Below are 16,015 nucleotides of genomic sequence, written 5' to 3'. Positions count from 1 at the left end.
ACCTATACCGGCTGCTCAATCATGAGGTTGTGGTTGGTGTAGATGCAGATGTCGGCGGCAATGTGCAGGGCATCTTCCACCATCTGGCGGGCCGTGAGGTGTGGGGCGTGCTTCTTGAGGGCCAGCGCGGCGGCTTGGGCGTACATGGCCCCCGAACCAATAGCAGCCACATCGGAGTCAGGTTCGAGCACGTCGCCGGAGCCGGCAATGATGAGCAGTTCGTCACGGTCGGCTACCACCATCATGGCTTCCAGCTTGCGCAGATACTGGTCTTTGCGCCACTCCTTGGCTAGCTCAATAGCGGCGCGGCGCAGGTTGCCGCCGTAGCCGTTCAGCTTCTCCTCGAACTTGTCGAGCAGCATAAACGCGTCGGCGGTGGAGCCAGCAAACCCCGTCACGACTTTGCCGTCTTGAAGCTTGCGGACCTTGCGCACGTTGCTTTTCGCTACGTGCTTGTCCATCGTTGCCTGACCGTCGGCGCCCAGAGCTACTTCGCCATTGTGGCGGATACCGAGTACGGTAGTGGATCTTATTCTCATTGCAGTTATCAGTTGTAAGTTGCCCGTTATCAGTTCACCAGTGCCACATAGCTGTAAAAAAACGAAGAGCTGGCTGGCAGTGCCAACGCACCAACAACCAACTCCCCATTCTACCATCTCTGGCAACTACAAACTGACAACAGGCAACTGACCTTAGAATCGGGCCTGCAATTTAGCAAAGTAAAACCGGCCGTTCGAGCCCATCTGCACTGGGTCCCAGGCGCCGCCAGTTTCCGTTACCTGCGGGTTGAAGAAGGTAGGGTACTTATTGAACAGGTTGGAGCTACCTATTGAGAGTTGCAAATGGTCGGTGAGGGAGTAGCTCAACGCCAAATCAGTGGTGATGCGCGACTCGTACACCTGCTCCAAGGCGTCATACCCAATCAGCTTTACATCGGCGAAGCGCACGAAGCGCAGCAGCGCGCCAAAGCGGCCCATCTGATAATCAAAGGTGAGGTTGATTTTGGACGGCGGCGCTGAAGCCTTCACAAAGGCCTGTTCGCGTGGCCCAAAAAACTCGTCTTCCCGTCCGGCCAGCCGGCCCGAGGTCTGCACCCGGTCGATGCGCAAACGGTTGAAATTGGCAGCCAGCGTGGAGTTCAGGCGGCCATTGCTTAGTGCCAGCGTGTGGCTCAGCACTGCATCCAAACCCAACGACTTGGTGGAAGCCGCGTTGGCAAAGAACTGCGCCTGCCCTACGTTCAGCGCCTGCAAATCAGGCCCAATCACCGGGTCTTCGGACGAGAACTGGCTGGTGAGCACCACCCGGTCGTCAATCTTGATGTAATACCCGTCCAGCGTCAAGCTCAGCGAGGAACCGATGCGGCTGGTCAGGCCGATATTGGCGCTGTTAGAGGTTTCTTGCTTGAGTGCCGGAATGCCCAGTTTCTGCGTAACGGCGCTGTTGTTGCGGGCCAGCAGCACTTCCACTGGTTGGCCCTGAATGAAGTTGGTAAACGTGGAATTGAAATTTACTTGGGCCAAGGAAGGCGCCCGGAAGCCGGTGCTGTACGTGCCGCGCAAGGTCAGAAACTCGGTCAGATTGTAGCGGGTGGCTATTTTATAGTTGAGCGTGCTCCCAAAGTCAGTGTAGTATTCGTAGCGCAGCGCGGCAGCTACCAGCCATTGTGGCGTTACACTCAACTCGGCATCCACATAGGCGCCCACGTTGTCGCGCTGGGCCTTGATAGCGTCGGTTGGCTGATACCCTGGAAAACCCTGCGACCCAGCCGCCCGCCGCAACGAATCGGGCGTGCCCGCCGGGTCATAATTGCGGTAGGAAGCTTCCTCGCCGGCAAACAGCGAATACCACTCGTGACGCCACTCCGCCCCAGCGGCCAGGTTCAAGCCGCTCAGTACGCTGGCGTAGTTCCGCGTGAGGCCCAAGCTCTGCACCTGCTGCTGCAACTGGAAGCCGCCCGCCTTGAATTTGGTGGGTGAACTGGCCCCCAACGAGGAATTCAGCGTATTCTCTACGCCATACTCGAACCGGTTCGAGCCGAAGTTATTGCTCAAATCCAGCTCCCACGCGCCTAGCTGCGTGCGCAAGCCCACCACGGCCGAACCGTCCCAGATGTCGCTGGTGATGATGGGGTCGAAGCCGTTGGGGTAGATGGATGGCACGTTGCGGTCATCGTCGGCGAAGCGCGTCCAGGCGTAGGAGTCGCCGCGGCGCTTGTTCAACCCGCCAAAGGCATACACCTGCGCTTTCTCGCTGATGGGAAATTTGGCGTTGAAATAAGCCGCGCCATTTTTCACCTGCGGGTCGCCGTACTCACGGCGCGCAATGCCATCTTCGGCGGGCACGTTGGCGCGCTGCGTGTGCTCGCGCTGGTTGTAATCAAGCGTAGCATTCACATAGCCGCCCTGCTTGCCTACCCCGACACCGTAATTAACGTTGGCGTTGAAGTTGCCACCGTCGAAGTTCTTATCATCGAACCTATACTTGGCGTCGTAAGCGCCGTAGTTGGTACTGACGGTCAGCTCGTTCGTGGTTTTCTTGAGCACGATGTTGATAACGCCCGCAATGGCATCGGAGCCGTACTGCGCCGCCGCGCCGTCGCGCAGAATCTCAATCCGCTCGATGCTCGCTGCCGGAATGACGTTCAAGTCGGTGCCGGTATTGCCACGGCCGCGCGAGCCGAACAGGTTCACCAGCGCCGATTGGTGCTGTCGCTTGCCGTTCACGAGCACCAGCGTTTGGTCGGGGCCAAGGCCGCGCAACGAAGCGGGGTCTACGTGGTCGGCGCCGTCGGAGCCGGTTTGGCGGTTGGAGTTGAACGACGGGGCCACAAATTGCAGCAACTGGTTCACATCAAGCTGCCCGGTTTTGGCCGTCACCTCCCGAATGTCAATCACGTCAACCGGCGAGGGCGAATCCGTTACGGACCGGTTCTGGCTGCGCGAACCCACAATTTGCACTTCGCTTAGGCCGGTAGAGGCCTCCGCCAGCTGCACCCGAACCGGGCCGCTGCCGGCCGTTACTTCCTGGCTGGCAAACCCAATGGAGCTAACTACCAGCGTGGCTGATTGGGCCCGGGCGCGCAACGTGAAGCGGCCGTTGCCATCGGTGCCGGTGCCGTTATTGGTGCCTTTTTCTACCACGGTGGCGCCCACTACAGGCCGGCCGGTGGCATCCAGCACTTGGCCGGTCAGGGTTTGGCTTTGCGCCATAGCCGCCCCGCTGGCTAAACACAAAATGGTGATGGGTACTAGGTTTTTCATAGCGTACTGGAAAAAAGGTTAAGTCTGTTGTAGGGCGGAGCGGGGCGGGAAACGGATAATCTCCACAATAAGGGGAATAAATAAAAAAACCAGCCCCGAGAGGCTGGCTTTTCTATCAAATAAATAATTCCGACCTATTTTTTTGATCAGATCAGCATCCGCATCGGATCTTCGAGCAGGCTCTTCACCGTCTGCAAGAAGGCGGCGCCGGTAGCGCCATCTACCACGCGGTGGTCGCAGCTGAGCGTCACTTTCATGATGTTGCCGATGGCTAGCGCGCCATCCTTCACCACGGCCGTTTGCTTGATGCCACCCACGGCCAGAATACAGGCATTTGGCTCGTTGATGATGGCCGTGAATTCGTCGATGCCGAACATACCCAGGTTGGAGATGGTAAAGGTGCTACCCTCCCACTCCGCAGGTTGCAGCTTCTTGCTCTTGGCTTTGCCGGCCAGTTCTTTTACTTCAGTGGCAATGGTCGAGAGGCCTTTGCCGTCGGCGTTGCGCACCACGGGTACAAGCAGCCCTTCGTCTACGGCCACGGCCACCCCGATGTTCACCACCTTGTTCTGGCGGATTTTGTCGCCGAGCCACGAGGAGTTGATGGCAGGGTGCTGCTTAAGGGACACGGCGCAAGCTTTGATTACCAAGTCGTTGAAGCTGAGCTTCACCGGCGACAAGGTATTGAGCTGCGTACGAACTTCCATGGCGCGGTCCATCACAATTTCCATTGTCAGATAGAAATGCGGGGCCGTGAACAGGCTTTCGGAGAGACGGCGGGCAATAACCTTGCGCATCTGCGACACCGGCGTTTCGGTGTAGTCGGCCGAGGACGTAGCGGGAGCCGGGGCAGCTTTCGGTGCTTCAGCTGGGGCCTGCTGCTCAGGCAAGGCAGCTTTGATGTACTCGGAGGGCTGAGCGGCGGGCTGGGCAGCAGGAGCAGCGGCCGGAGCGGCAGCGGCACTTGGCTGCGCGCTTTCCAAGTCGCGGGAAATAATGCGGCCGTTTTCGCCCGAGCCTTTGATGGTATTCAGGTCGATGCCTTTGTCTTTGGCAATGCTCTTGGCCAGCGGCGATGCCAGCAAACGACCACCTGCAGGCTGCGTGGTAGTAGCGGCTTGCGGTGCGGCGGCAGCCGGGGCATTTTCGGCTGAGGCAGCTTCAGCAGGAGTAGCTTCAGCGGCTGGGGCAGCGCTACCGCCACTTTGGCCACCAATCAGGGCCTGCACGTCGGCGCCTTCCTCCCCGATGATAGCCAGGATGCCATCAACAGCCACCGATTCGCCGTCTTTCGGACCGATATAGAGCAGGGTACCGTCTTCGTAGTTTTCCAGTTCCATGGTCGCCTTATCGGTTTCCACTTCGGCCAGCACGTCACCCGACTTCACTTTGTCGCCTACCTTTTTCAACCAAGAAGCAATAGTGCCTTCGGTCATAGTGTCGCTCATTTTGGGCATACGCACTACGGTAGCCTTCTTGCCGTTACCGGCAGCGGCTGGGGCCGCAGCTACTGGAGCCGAAACGGGGGTAGCGGCCGGGGCGGGTGCGGGGGCTGGTTTAGGAGCCTCAGGCGCAGGAGCCGGAGCGGCTTCCGCTTTGGGAGCCTCCGCGGCTGGCGCTGGAGCAGCACCGCCGCCATCTTGCAGCAGAGCCGAAAAGTCTTCGCCTTCTTTACCCACAATGGCCAAAATGCCGTCTACGGCTACCGACTCACCTTCCTTGGGGCCTATATACAACAGGGTGCCGTCCTCGTAGTTTTCCAGCTCCATGGTGGCTTTGTCGGTTTCGACTTCGGCCAATACATCGCCAGATTTTATTTTGTCACCTACCTTCTTGAGCCAGGACGCAATGACGCCTTCCGTCATGGTGTCGCTCATTTTGGGCATTTTTATGATTTCGGCCATCTGTTTCTTCGGTTGAAATGAGTGGGGGTCAAAATTAGCCCGAAAATCCGGCGGTGCAAACGAATAGTGAGTGAGGAATTAGCAATGAAGAGTACGGAATCGGTTGCGTTACAATTTCGTCGAGTTACATTAACAGGCTGGCGCCTTCTATTCACTGCTAATTTCCTATTCCAAATGGGCTACGTCGAGGAAATTGCGCACTGTGAACATCGAGCCGGTGTAGTGGAGCTTGTAGAGACACAGGTTGCGGTGCTCGAAGGCATCCATGCGGCGGAGCGGGTAGCCTAGCAGTTGGCAAAGCAGTACGCGCATGGCGCGGCCGTGCATGCACACCAGCACGTTTTCCTCTTCGGGGCACGAGGTTAGCAGCTCGATAAACGGGCGCTGGCGGGCGGCTACTTCGTCGGGACTTTCGCCGCCGGTGAGGCGGGCGTGAGTTTCGCCGCGGTTCCATTGGGCCAACACGCCGTGGTACTCGGTGTCTTCTTCGGCCGTGATGCGGGTACCTTCGCGCACGCCCCAGCTGATTTCGTTGAGCGCCGCATACTGCTCGTGCGGCAAGCCCAACTCTAGGAAGCCCTGCACCGACTGATGGGTGCGGCGCAGCACCGAGGTGTAGACCTTATCGAAAGGCATTTGATGGTAGGCGGCAAAAAACTGCGCCGCCTGTTGCCGGCCTCTTTCGTTGAGGTCGGAGTCGATTCCACTGCCCTGCACGATATTCTGCACGTTGAAGTCGGTCTGCCCGTGGCGAATCAGGTATATTTTTTTGACGCTCACTTTCCCGCTAGCTTTGCTGTTTATACCCAAAAGTAGCCCGATTTCAGGCGTTACCGGCTGTAATTGTACGTTTTTCCACCAACAATGACCTATCCCACCCGCGACGTTTCCCAAATCAATGCCTGGTCGAAGAACACCTTAGGCGAGCACCTGGGCATCGAGATTACTGAAGTTGGCGAGCAGACCATATCCGGCCGCATGCCCGTTGACCACCGCACGCACCAGCCGATGGGCTTGTTGCACGGCGGGGCCTCGGTGGCATTGGCTGAAACGCTGGGCAGCATTGGGGCCGCGTTGCAAGTGGATTTACGCAAGAAAGCCTGCGTCGGGCTGGAAATCAACGCCAACCATATTAAAGGAGTGAAATCGGGGTACGTGGTGGGCAAGGCCACGGCGCTGCATGTGGGCCGCACCACGCAGGTGTGGGAAATCCGGATTACGCACGAAGAAACCGGTGCCTTGGTGTGCATCAGCCGCATTACGATGGCCGTTATTGATTTGCCCGCCCCAGCTCAGCCGCAAGTATGATTAAAGCGCCCTTAAGTATTACCTGGCCGGCGCCGGCTACGCTGCTGGAGCAGTTGCGCCGCCTTACGGCTTTTGCGCTGCACCACCGGCTACCCGTGGCCATGTGGCGGCTGCCACAAGCCCAAACTACACAGCTGTGCTTCAGCTTCTCGGCGGAAGCGGCTTTGACTGGTTTACCGCCCGCGCTGGAAGCCACGGCTCCGGCCGGTTTCGCCTTCTTTCCCTTCCGCGACACCGACCACAATCCGGCCTTGTTCATCCCCGCCGACGTGTGGTTCGACAGCGCCCAGCCCCGAGAGCTACGCATCAACGAAACGGCCATTGGGGCTGCTACTTTGCTGCCGAAGCTGCGGGAGTGGCTGCAAGGTGATGGAGTTGAAGCGGCAGATTCAAGGAATCAGGAATCAACAAGCAACGCCCAACAGGCAGCAACGCTACCTTGGCATATAAGCCCGCAGCCAGTGCCGCACGAGGCTTCTAAGGAGGAGTACACGGCCTTAGTGGAACGCGGGGTGGCAGCTATTGAGGCGGGGCAAGTACTGAAAGTAGTGAGCAGCCGGACCGTGCGGCGCCCGTTGCCTGCGGGGTTCGATGCATTGCGGGCCTTTGTAGAACTGGAGCATCGGTATCCACTGGCGTTTGCCAGCTTAGTGAGTGCACCTGGGGCCGGCACGTGGTTTGGGGCTACACCAGAAACGCTGGTGCAGCTCACCGAAGATGGCCGTTTCTGCACGATGGCGCTGGCCGGCACCCAGCCCCGCCCCCACGACCACTCGCCGTACACAGCGGTCTGGCGGCAGAAGGAAATCGAAGAGCAGGCCCTAGTGGCGCGCTACATCGTGAGCTGCTTCAAACAACTACGGCTGCGCGAATACGACGAAACCGGCCCCCGCACCGTGGCCGCCGGCGAGCTGCTGCACTTGCGCACCGACTTCTCGGTGAACTTACGGCGCGTTCCCTTCCCTACCCTCGGCACCGATATGCTGCGGCTGTTGCACCCCACCTCGGCCGTGGGCGGCATGCCCAAACAAGCGGCGCTGGATTTCCTGCACCAATACGAAGGGTACGACCGGGCGTATTACAGTGGTTTCCTTGGGCCGGTGAACTTGCCGGTGGCCGGTGTGTCGCGCTTGTACGTAAACCTGCGCGGCCTTCAGCTCCGCCCCCAGGAAGCCATCCTCTACGCCGGCACCGGCCTCACCGTCGATTCCGACCCCGCCCGTGAGTGGCAGGAAACCGAGCTGAAGCTAACCACCGTAGGCGCCGTGTTACATGCACACACAGCACCGGGCTAGCTGAGTGAATCCTTGGTGGTTGTACGATTTCCTTGACTCGTTAATTCATCTACTTGTTCACGCCGTTACTCAGCTACTTAATCACTCAGTTACTCTATGCAGGTTGTTCATAATATTGCTGAAATCTGTGCCCAGCATGGCATTACCGATGTGGTGTTGTCGCCGGGTTCCCGCTCGGCTCCACTGACGCTGGCTTTTGCCCGCCATCCCGCTCTCACGGTGCGCGTGGTGCCCGATGAGCGTGCGGCGGCCTTTATTGCGTTGGGCATGGCGCAAGCGCAGCGGCGGGCGGTGGTGCTGGTGTGTACGTCGGGCACGGCGGGCCTCAACTACGCCCCCGCCGTGGCCGAAGCGTATTTTCAGCACATTCCGCTGGTAATTTTCACCGCCGACCGGCCGCCAGAGTGGATCGACCAGCTCGACGGCCAGACCATCCGCCAACACAACCTGTACGGTGCCCACGCCAAAGGTGCTTTCGAGTTTCCGGCCGACACGACGCACACCGATGCCAAGTGGCACTCGGCCCGCATCGTGAATGAGGCCATCAACTTGGCCCAGGCTGGCCCCGCCGGACCAGTGCAGGTGAACGTGCCGTTGCGGGAGCCGTTCTACCCGAAAGCCGGCGAGGCAATCCAGTACGAACAGAACGTAAAGATTGTGCGGGAACTGCCTGCCTCTGCTTCAACCACGCTGCCTGCCAACTGGGCTGAACTCCGGGAGGTCATTCTGGCTTCCGACCGGACGCTGGTGGTATTAGGCCAGCAGACCGCCGACCCAGCGCTGTTGCAAGGTTTAATGGAGTTTCTAGGTACTAAGTACGCCACGGTGGTAGCTGATTGCCTGGGCCAAATCAATGCTTTCGACCCGGTGACGGCTCAGGATGTCTTTCTCCCGCATATCGAGCCGCACCTGCTGCAACCCGATGTACTCATTACTTGCGGCTTGTCTTTAATTTCCAAGTCGCTGAAGCTGTTTTTGAGGAAGAATCCACCCAATCGACACATCCACGTGTTGCCGGGCGGCATTGCACCCAATACGTTTCAGGCACTTACAGATGTAGTGTATGCCGAGCCGGCGGCCTTTTTTTCCACTATACTAGCGGGCCATGAAACAGTAGTTGATAGAGCCATCCCTTTTCATCAGGCGTGGTCAAAGGCCGATGCCGACGGAGCCGCTCTACCCCGAAAGATCATTCGAGCGGCTGGGCAAGGAACCCTAACTGAGTTTGGGGCAATGGCTACGGTATTGCCCTATATTGCACAGGGTACTGCCCTGCACCTCGCCAATAGCATGGCCGTGCGCTACGCCAATATTTTGGGTATCGAAGCAGGTATCGAAGTGTTTGCCAACCGCGGCACCAGTGGCATTGATGGCTGCAATAGTACGGCAGTAGGCGCGGCATTGGCGCAACCCGAGCGGCCGGTGGTGCTGCTCACCGGCGACGTGGCGTTTTTCTACGACCGGAACGCCTTCTGGCACAACTATCCCACGCCCAATCTGAGGGTTATCGTGTTCAACAACCACGGCGGCGGCATCTTCCGTATCATCGATGGGCCGCGCCAGCAGCCGGAACTGGAAGAGTTTTTCGAGACGCGCCAACTGCTGACTGCCGAGAATACGGCGCGGGATTTCAAGCTGCGGTATTTCCCGGTTTCGTCGTTCGCTGAACTAGAGTCGGCGCTACCGGTTTTCTTTGCACTGGAAACCGGCGCGGCCTTACTCGAAGTAACTACCGATAGCAAGACCAACGCCGAATTCTTTGAACAGTATCGTGCCGCGGTGAAAGCCGCTTTCACTAATTAGAACGTCGTGCTGAGCTGGCTGAAACAGCTCTTCCGCTTTGTTGAAAAAACCCGGTAGAAATATTTCGACCAGCTCAGCACGACGGCCTTTTTTCCTTACATCACTCTTAGACCTATGGCCGAACAACTTATCTGGACCCCGATCAAGGAGTTCAAAGAAATTCTCTTCACGCAGGCGGGCGGCATCGCCAAAATCAGCATCAACCGCCCACAGGTGCACAACGCCTTCACGCCTCTCACGGTGCAGGAGATGATTGACGCCATGCGTATCTGCCAGGACCGCACCGATATTGGCGTTATCATTCTTACCGGCGAGGGCGGCAAGGCCTTCTGCTCGGGCGGCGACCAGAGTGTGCGGGGCCACGGCGGCTACGTCGGCGAGGACACCGTACCGCGCCTCAACGTGCTGGAGCTCCAGAAAATCATTCGCTCCATCCCGAAGCCGGTGGTGGCTATGGTGGCGGGCTGGGCCATCGGGGGCGGCCACGTACTGCACGTCGTCTGCGACCTAAGCATTGCCGCCGACAACGCCCGTTTCGGCCAGACTGGCCCCAATGTGGGTTCGTTTGACGGCGGCTTTGGCGCTTCGTATTTGGCCCGCGTAGTCGGCCAGAAGAAAGCCCGCGAAATCTGGTTCCTCTGCGACCAGTACAACGCCCAAGAAGCCCTCGACATGGGCCTCGTAAACAAAGTAGTGCCACTTGACAAGCTGGAAGAAACTACCGTGGCCTGGTGCAACAAGATTCTGGAGAAAAGCCCGTTGGCGCTGCGCATGCTGAAATCCAGCTTCAATGCCGAACTGGACGGCCAGGCCGGGATTCAGGAACTTGCTGGCAACGCCACCTTACTTTACTACCTGAGCGAGGAAGCCAAAGAAGGCAAGAACGCCTTCATCGAAAAGCGCAAGCCCGACTTCTCGAAGTATCCCAAGTTTCCGTGAGGCTAGGATTTGCTTGTTGCTGAACGGTCTTTTTTTGGTTAGGCTTATTACTACAGTGCACTGATGAATAAGATTCTAGACTTTATCACCACTTTCTTTGATAGCAAAAAGATGGCGGCCATAGGACAGACGAATGCTAATCTTCAGCAATACGGAGCACGAGACCTTACCGATTTCGACCTTACGCAGCAGGCTCACCAGCCTACTGCAACCGAGATACGTGGCTTAGCAACCGGAGGCATTCTATTTTATTGGGGTGATAATCCAATCAAAATATTGCCAGCGCTAAGGCCCGAGGTACTGGTGGAGCGCAAGGCGGCAACCGCTGAATGGTGGGGCATCACGGACACCGAAGAAGCCCTGGAGATTTTGCATTGGCTACGCCAGGAGGGCCATCGTAAGGACTTTCGCCAAACGCTAAAAACCGATGCCGCGCATTGGCAAGAGGTGTTTGCAGCCAATCCGTTTCTTGCAACCCGCAGTGTTTCCAGCGTAGCGGCTTGGGACTACGCCCGTAGCGTGAACGTAGCGCGCTGGTGCTACGACTACGGGTACCTAAGTTGGGCACAAGCCTGGGAATTTATTGATGCTGCCACTCAGCTAGCCGTGCGTGACTACGACTCGTGGGAGAGCTTTGCAACCGGCTTTGTGGCAGGCCGTATCATGTGGAGCCCCGAAAGTGACAGCCACAACGATATTGCCGAAATCAGCAGTTACTTATTGGAATCGAAGTACAGTCCGTGGCGCGACATTCCGTGGCTTCCTTACCCCTGCCCGGCGCCGTAACCCTAAAGCAACCATGTAGAAAAGCGCCACCTATCCTGGGTGGCGCTTTTGGGTTGCACGAAGTACGCCACCCAACCAGTTTCTGAGTCTGACTCCACCACTCACCTAAAGAAATCAAGATGGCCGAAGAGAACAACCTGGCAAGATTCATTGATGCCCAAGCTCAGAACTACAAGGATGCCTTGGCGGAAATAAAAAACGGCCGCAAGCAAACCCATTGGATGTGGTACGTATTTCCGCAAATCCAGGGCCTGGGCTTAAGTGAAACAGCTAAGTTTTACGCCATAAAGGATGTGCAAGAAGCCGAGGCATTTGTGCAGCATCCGGTACTGGGCAGCCGCCTACTCGACATTAGCCGCGCTTTGCTAGCCCTACCCGGCAACGACCCGTACCGAGTATTGGGCAGCCCCGACGACATGAAGCTCCAGTCTTCCATGACGCTGTTTGGCGCGCTGCCCAACGCCGACCCGGTGTTCCAGGCCGTGCTAGACAAGTTTTACAACGGCAAGCAGGATTCTAAAACCTTGCAACTACTTGGCCGGCAGTAGGCCCAAGTACAGTCGCCGCTACTATCCTAAACTAAAAACGAAAAGCGCCATCCTGACGGGTGGCGCTTTTCTTATGCAAAATCATTACTACTAGAATATCGAACCGTACGCCGCGCAACCTTCGCACCAACCAAAGAAGTTGCGCAACCGCTCGTTCTTCGCTTCTTTCTTCCGCAGCTTGCGGGCTCGGCGGGCAACTTGTGCCGCCAAATCGGTGGCGGAAGTAAACTGGTAGCGGAGTGTGAGGTAGCGCCGAAACACGAAGGTACGGGCACCGGCAAATGGACTTAGAACGGTGGTCTTCATGATGGTGAGAATTGGTGAGTAATTTTAAGGTACGGTTTAATTACCTATGTATCAAGCTCTGCTATGTTTTCCTTGCCTTCCGCAAGGCAGCTTCGTATGCTAATTTGTTTATTGATGCGTGCCTAGTCTCCCCTCCTGCCGGCCTCCCCACCCATGACCGACGCTGATTTTCACCAAACCATCCGGCGCATTCGGGCGCGGCATTGGCTGCACTACTTGGTGCAGGCACTCTTAATGGGTGGGTTGGTGCTGGTGGGTGGTAGCCGGTCGGCAACGGGCCTGGACCCACAGCCACAGCTAGCGTCGTGGCCGCTGCTGCTGCTGCTAGGCGCGCTACTGCCCTTGCTAGGCATACTACTGTATGTAATGGCGCGGCGCATGCAGCCCAACCTGCGCCGACCCGCCGAGCAAAATCTGCGGGTGTACCAAAGCCAAGTGTTTTTGCGCGACAGTTTATTGAGCTTGCTGGCGCTACCGTTATTGATATCGTATGTTTTCACGCGGGCCCCGCTGGATTTGGTGTCTAGCGGCGTGTTGCTGGGAGCCCTGGCCTATCTGACCCTACCTTCGGCCAAAACGTATCAACGGTGGCTGCTTAGCTAGCGCAACAGGTGAGTTGCCTGCCAGTACGTTTTCGTTGACAAATTTTTCCTTTCCCTGCTTTCGATGGCCTCTTCTTCCGATTTGCTTCCTGATTCCTTGTTGCTCAACGGCCGCGAATTTCGCTACGCCGACATTCAACAGTACCCGGCTACCACCCCGTTTGAACTGAATGGGTACGAAGCCAAGGTGCTGGATTTCTGCCGGCAGTGGCTGAACGGCACTCAGGACGTAGCATTGCATACCAGCGGCTCGACGGGCCAGCCTCAACCGGTGCTCATGAAACGGCATCAGTTGGAAGCCTCGGCCCGCCGCACCGGCGACTATTTCGACCTGGGCCCCGGCGACCGGATGCTGGTGTGCCTTAACTGCGAGTTTGTGGGTGGCATGATGATGTTGGTCCGCGGGTTCGAACGGCGCATGCACCTCACCATTGTTGAGCCCCAGGCCGACCCATTGGCGCTGGTGCCTTCGGAGGCGCAGTTCGATTTCGCCTCGTTTGTGCCTTTGCAGCTGCGGGCGGTGCTGGCGGCCGGGCACGCAGAACGCCTCAACCAGATGAAAGCCATACTGGTGGGCGGTGCCGCCGTAGATGCCAGCTTGGCCAAGCAAATCCGGCAGCTGACCGTGCCGGTGTACCTCACGTATGGCATGACTGAAACGGCTTCGCACATTGCTTTACGCCGCCTCAACGGCCCCAAACCCGCCACCGCTTACCAAGTGCTACCGGGTATTCATGTTGCGCAGGACAACCGCGGCTGCCTCACGGTGCGGGCCGACGTAACCGATGACCAGCTTATTACTACCAATGACCGGGTGAAGCTGCTCGACGCGCATACCTTCGAGTGGCTGGGCCGGGTTGATTTTGTGATAAACAGCGGCGGCGTGAAAGTGCAGGCCGAGAAGGTGGAGCAGGTGCTGGAAGTGGCCCTAGCTGAGTTGGACTTGCCCGGCCGGCGCGTATTCATTGCCGGCCGCCCCGACGAACGGCTGGGCGAGCAGGTAACAGCTTACTTGGAAGGCGAGCCGCTACCCGAAGACCAGCAGCAGCAGCTCCTGAGTTTGTTGCGCAAGCGCCTAGGCAAGTACGAGCGGCCTCGTGAGCTGGTGTACGTGCCGCAGTTCCAGACCACACCATCTGGCAAACTCAACCGGCTAGCTACCTTGCAAGGCCTGCCTATTGCCACTGAAACCAAGGAATAATTGGCCGGCCTGCTACAAAAGCCCACCGCCTCAGTTGAAACACAATATATGGTTTCAACTGAGGCGGTGGGCTTTTACTAGGGCCTATTGCCGAATTGGGCTAGCGTATGTTGGTCAACTCTACGTCGAAGCGCAGAGGACTATCCGGCGGGATGGTGCTGGCGCCGTTTGGGCCGTAAGCCAGCTCGGAGGGTATCAGCAGAATGGCTTTCTGCCCTAGGCGCATCAACGAAACCCCTTCCTCGAAGCCAACAATAACCGGGCTCTGCCCCAAAGTAAAAGTGTATGGCTTGGGGTTATTGTCTTTATCCGTACCCGGATCGAATACGCCGCGGATGTCAAGGAAAGAACCTTTATAGAGCACGGTTGCCGTCTGCCGTGGGGTTGGCATAGCGCCCGTGCTGGTGTTTTTATAAATGATATACAGGCCCGAGGGCTGCCGCTGGGCATTAGTGAGGCTGCTATCGGCAATGTATTTGGTGATGGTCAGCGAATCGGCAGTACGTATCTGCCTCTGGCGCTGTAAGGCCTGCTCTTTCAGGGTTTCCGGCGCAACGCTGTTATCGTCGCAGGAGGTTAGCAGCAAGGGCGCGACAAGCAGAAGCAACCCACCAATGAAGGGCCGCCACCAGAAACGAACAGAAGAACAAGACACCATAGGGAAATAGAAAACTAGAAAATAGCCACGCGCCGGCTGCACTGCCAGAACGAATAGGCAACTTGGTTATTTTGAGTACACTCTTGTCACCGAACAAGCAAAAATATCAATTCTTAAATCTCAGCCGCCCAAAACTCAACCTTAAGCTATCAGAAAGTCAGGCAGCGGGCTTCTGGTTTTGTTTTTCGTCGTGGTAGGCGCGGGCGCGGTAAGCCACGGGTGAGAGGCCAGTATGCTTACGAAAAAAGCGTGTGAAGTAACTGGAATCGGCGAATTGCAGCGTGTAGGCTATTTCCGAAATCGACGAGGACGTGTACACCAGATGGTTGTGGGCGCGCCGGATGGTGTTGGCATTCACGATTTCCAGGGCCGAGCGACCTTTCACAGCTTGGCAAATTCGGTTTAGGTGTACGGCCGTAATGTTGAGTTCCTGGGCATACTGCGAAATCTTCTTTTCAAATGGCGCGGCGCGGGCCACGCTTTTCTGAAACTCATGGAAGTAGTGCAGGTTGCGGTTGGAGCTACCCTTAGCCTTGTTCTGCTGGTGCTTGAGCAGCCGAAACAGCTTCACAAACAGCAATTTAAAGTAGCCATTTAGCGCCAACTGCTTTTCGGGTAGCTGCGAGTGCATTTCGGCGTGAATGGCGCGTTCCAAGCTCAGCAATTCAACGAAGCTTTCCTCTTCGGTGAAGTCGCTGAGCACGTACACGCTGTTGAGTTCGATGAGAATGGCCGGACTCACTTGCAGAATCGTGTCGAGGAGAGCGTCAGCCACGGTGAGGGAGCGGCCCCGTACCTGCGCACTGAACGTGAAGGCGTGTACGGTATTGGACGGAATCAGCACCACGCAGGGCGTACGCAGCGGCACCGAGTCGGCATCAACATCAAGCGTGGCCTGCCCGGCTTCCAGAAAAAACAACTGGTAGAGGTTGCCGTGCAGGTGTGGCTTTAGGCCCCAGGTGGTGGTGCGGTTGCGCTGCCCAATGAGCTGGCTATAGATATAGGTGTGCGACACCTGCGCCTTATCGTCGCCGTAAAGGCCGTTGTAGTGCGCTATTTCTGTGGGCATAGGAGCGAAGAATGTTGGGAATGCACGCTGCTTGGGTATTTAGGAAAACACAAGCTAAGGAAGGCCAACTAGTAATGTTTGTTTTGTCCTAGTAATATAAACAAATATCTAACTCGGCGCAGGCATTAGGCTGTAGCTTTGATACAAGCTTACGAGCAGTAATTCAGAAGCACGCTCCTCGGGCCGGTTAGGCAGCCTTTCCCCCCCTATTTCCTGCATGTTTTTTTTGTCCGCTTAGCACTGCGGCCGAAACAGGAAGAGGTATGCCCGCTTTTGAGTGCTCCGCAAGCCTTCCCCTCCCCCCAAGATTTTCGGTTTTCCCCATTTCCCACT

At 57.4% G+C, this 16,015-nt stretch carries 15 protein-coding genes; 8 read left to right on the top strand and 7 right to left on the bottom strand.

From position 1 onward, the window contains the following. Positions 1-2: 2 nt before the first annotated feature. The 4 genes from hslV to G536_RS0123170 all read right to left on the bottom strand — a co-directional run bounded on the left by hslV (position 3) and on the right by G536_RS0123170 (position 5,947). A complete protein-coding gene (gene hslV / locus G536_RS0123185; protein ID WP_022825999.1) occupies positions 3-539 on the bottom strand; it encodes an ATP-dependent protease subunit HslV in 537 nt (178 codons plus the stop codon). A gap of 153 nt (positions 540-692) precedes the next feature. Next, positions 693-3,263 (bottom strand): TonB-dependent receptor, encoded by a 2,571-nt coding sequence (locus G536_RS0123180; protein WP_022825998.1) that lies wholly within the window; start codon positions 3,261-3,263, stop codon positions 693-695. A gap of 146 nt (positions 3,264-3,409) precedes the next feature. Then, positions 3,410-5,167 (bottom strand): pyruvate dehydrogenase complex dihydrolipoamide acetyltransferase, encoded by a 1,758-nt coding sequence (locus tag G536_RS0123175; protein ID WP_022825997.1) that lies wholly within the window; start codon positions 5,165-5,167, stop codon positions 3,410-3,412. A gap of 165 nt (positions 5,168-5,332) precedes the next feature. After that, entirely contained in the window at positions 5,333-5,947 is a 615-nt protein-coding gene (locus G536_RS0123170; protein WP_026880518.1) for a histidine phosphatase family protein, read from the bottom strand. An 84-nt stretch (positions 5,948-6,031) separates the two neighbouring features. On the opposite strand from G536_RS0123170, the gene G536_RS0123165 reads away from it, so the two are divergent. The 6 genes from G536_RS0123165 to G536_RS0123140 all read left to right on the top strand — a co-directional run bounded on the left by G536_RS0123165 (position 6,032) and on the right by G536_RS0123140 (position 11,846). Then, positions 6,032-6,475 carry a hotdog fold thioesterase gene (locus G536_RS0123165; protein WP_022825995.1) on the top strand — a complete coding sequence of 148 codons (444 nt, stop codon included), beginning with the start codon at positions 6,032-6,034 and terminating at the stop codon, positions 6,473-6,475. Then, complete coding sequence (locus G536_RS0123160) at positions 6,472-7,770, top strand: chorismate-binding protein (protein WP_022825994.1); 1,299 nt, start codon at positions 6,472-6,474, stop codon at positions 7,768-7,770. The genes G536_RS0123165 and G536_RS0123160 overlap by 4 nt, the downstream gene beginning before the upstream one ends. A gap of 96 nt (positions 7,771-7,866) precedes the next feature. After that, positions 7,867-9,573, top strand: a complete 1,707-nt coding sequence (gene menD / locus G536_RS0123155) for a 2-succinyl-5-enolpyruvyl-6-hydroxy-3-cyclohexene-1-carboxylic-acid synthase (protein WP_022825993.1) — start codon at positions 7,867-7,869, stop codon at positions 9,571-9,573. Between the two features lie 114 nt (positions 9,574-9,687). After that, a complete protein-coding gene (gene menB / locus G536_RS0123150; protein WP_022825992.1) occupies positions 9,688-10,512 on the top strand; it encodes a 1,4-dihydroxy-2-naphthoyl-CoA synthase in 825 nt (274 codons plus the stop codon). A gap of 63 nt (positions 10,513-10,575) precedes the next feature. Further along, positions 10,576-11,298, top strand: a complete 723-nt coding sequence (locus G536_RS0123145) for a DUF1266 domain-containing protein (protein ID WP_022825991.1) — start codon at positions 10,576-10,578, stop codon at positions 11,296-11,298. 119 nt (positions 11,299-11,417) lie between these two features. After that, positions 11,418-11,846, top strand: coding sequence for a DUF1810 domain-containing protein (locus G536_RS0123140; RefSeq protein ID WP_022825990.1), 429 nt, complete (start codon positions 11,418-11,420; stop codon positions 11,844-11,846). Between the two features lie 90 nt (positions 11,847-11,936). Here the strand turns inward: G536_RS0123140 and G536_RS0123135 are convergent, their stop codons facing one another. Continuing rightward, a complete protein-coding gene (locus G536_RS0123135) occupies positions 11,937-12,152 on the bottom strand; it encodes a hypothetical protein (protein ID WP_022825989.1) in 216 nt (71 codons plus the stop codon). Positions 12,153-12,305: 153 nt separating this feature from the next. Here G536_RS0123135 and G536_RS0123130 point away from each other — a divergent pair, with 153 nt between their 5' ends. Both G536_RS0123130 and G536_RS0123125 read left to right on the top strand, forming a co-directional pair. Next, positions 12,306-12,755 (top strand): hypothetical protein, encoded by a 450-nt coding sequence (locus tag G536_RS0123130; protein WP_022825988.1) that lies wholly within the window; start codon positions 12,306-12,308, stop codon positions 12,753-12,755. Positions 12,756-12,818: 63 nt separating this feature from the next. Next, complete coding sequence (locus G536_RS0123125; protein WP_022825987.1) at positions 12,819-13,955, top strand: AMP-binding protein; 1,137 nt, start codon at positions 12,819-12,821, stop codon at positions 13,953-13,955. Between the two features lie 100 nt (positions 13,956-14,055). Here G536_RS0123125 and G536_RS29515 read toward each other — a convergent pair whose 3' ends face one another. Then, positions 14,056-14,613, bottom strand: coding sequence for an FKBP-type peptidyl-prolyl cis-trans isomerase (locus tag G536_RS29515; RefSeq protein ID WP_157530885.1), 558 nt, complete (start codon positions 14,611-14,613; stop codon positions 14,056-14,058). Between the two features lie 157 nt (positions 14,614-14,770). After that, the gene (locus tag G536_RS29510) at positions 14,771-15,682 is read right to left on the bottom strand and encodes an AraC family transcriptional regulator (protein WP_022825985.1); all 912 of its coding nucleotides are present in this window, start codon (positions 15,680-15,682) and stop codon (positions 14,771-14,773) included. Positions 15,683-16,015: the final 333 nt, after the last annotated feature.

Origin of the sequence: Hymenobacter norwichensis DSM 15439 (assembly GCF_000420705.1) — a bacterium.
Lineage (GTDB): Bacteria > Bacteroidota > Bacteroidia > Cytophagales > Hymenobacteraceae > Hymenobacter > Hymenobacter norwichensis.
Note: the sequence above shows the minus strand (reverse complement) of the source record. Positions and strands in the feature narration are given on the sequence as shown.

Excerpts from the sequence above, each read along its gene's own strand:
- G536_RS0123130 (WP_022825988.1), top strand. The coding sequence starts at position 12,306 with ATGACCGACGCTGATTTTCACCAAACCATCCGGCGCATTCGGGCGCGG.
- G536_RS0123145 (WP_022825991.1), top strand. The coding sequence starts at position 10,576 with ATGAATAAGATTCTAGACTTTATCACCACTTTCTTTGATAGCAAAAAG.
- G536_RS29510 (WP_022825985.1), bottom strand. The coding sequence starts at position 15,682 with ATGCCCACAGAAATAGCGCACTACAACGGCCTTTACGGCGACGATAAG.
- G536_RS0123135 (WP_022825989.1), bottom strand. The coding sequence starts at position 12,152 with ATGAAGACCACCGTTCTAAGTCCATTTGCCGGTGCCCGTACCTTCGTG.
- G536_RS0123160 (WP_022825994.1), top strand. The coding sequence starts at position 6,472 with ATGATTAAAGCGCCCTTAAGTATTACCTGGCCGGCGCCGGCTACGCTG.
- G536_RS0123175 (WP_022825997.1), bottom strand. The coding sequence starts at position 5,167 with ATGGCCGAAATCATAAAAATGCCCAAAATGAGCGACACCATGACGGAA.
- menB (WP_022825992.1), top strand. The coding sequence starts at position 9,688 with ATGGCCGAACAACTTATCTGGACCCCGATCAAGGAGTTCAAAGAAATT.
- G536_RS0123180 (WP_022825998.1), bottom strand. The coding sequence starts at position 3,263 with ATGAAAAACCTAGTACCCATCACCATTTTGTGTTTAGCCAGCGGGGCG.
- menD (WP_022825993.1), top strand. The coding sequence starts at position 7,867 with ATGCAGGTTGTTCATAATATTGCTGAAATCTGTGCCCAGCATGGCATT.
- G536_RS0123165 (WP_022825995.1), top strand. The coding sequence starts at position 6,032 with ATGACCTATCCCACCCGCGACGTTTCCCAAATCAATGCCTGGTCGAAG.
- G536_RS0123125 (WP_022825987.1), top strand. The coding sequence starts at position 12,819 with ATGGCCTCTTCTTCCGATTTGCTTCCTGATTCCTTGTTGCTCAACGGC.
- G536_RS0123140 (WP_022825990.1), top strand. The coding sequence starts at position 11,418 with ATGGCCGAAGAGAACAACCTGGCAAGATTCATTGATGCCCAAGCTCAG.
- G536_RS29515 (WP_157530885.1), bottom strand. The coding sequence starts at position 14,613 with ATGGTGTCTTGTTCTTCTGTTCGTTTCTGGTGGCGGCCCTTCATTGGT.
- hslV (WP_022825999.1), bottom strand. The coding sequence starts at position 539 with ATGAGAATAAGATCCACTACCGTACTCGGTATCCGCCACAATGGCGAA.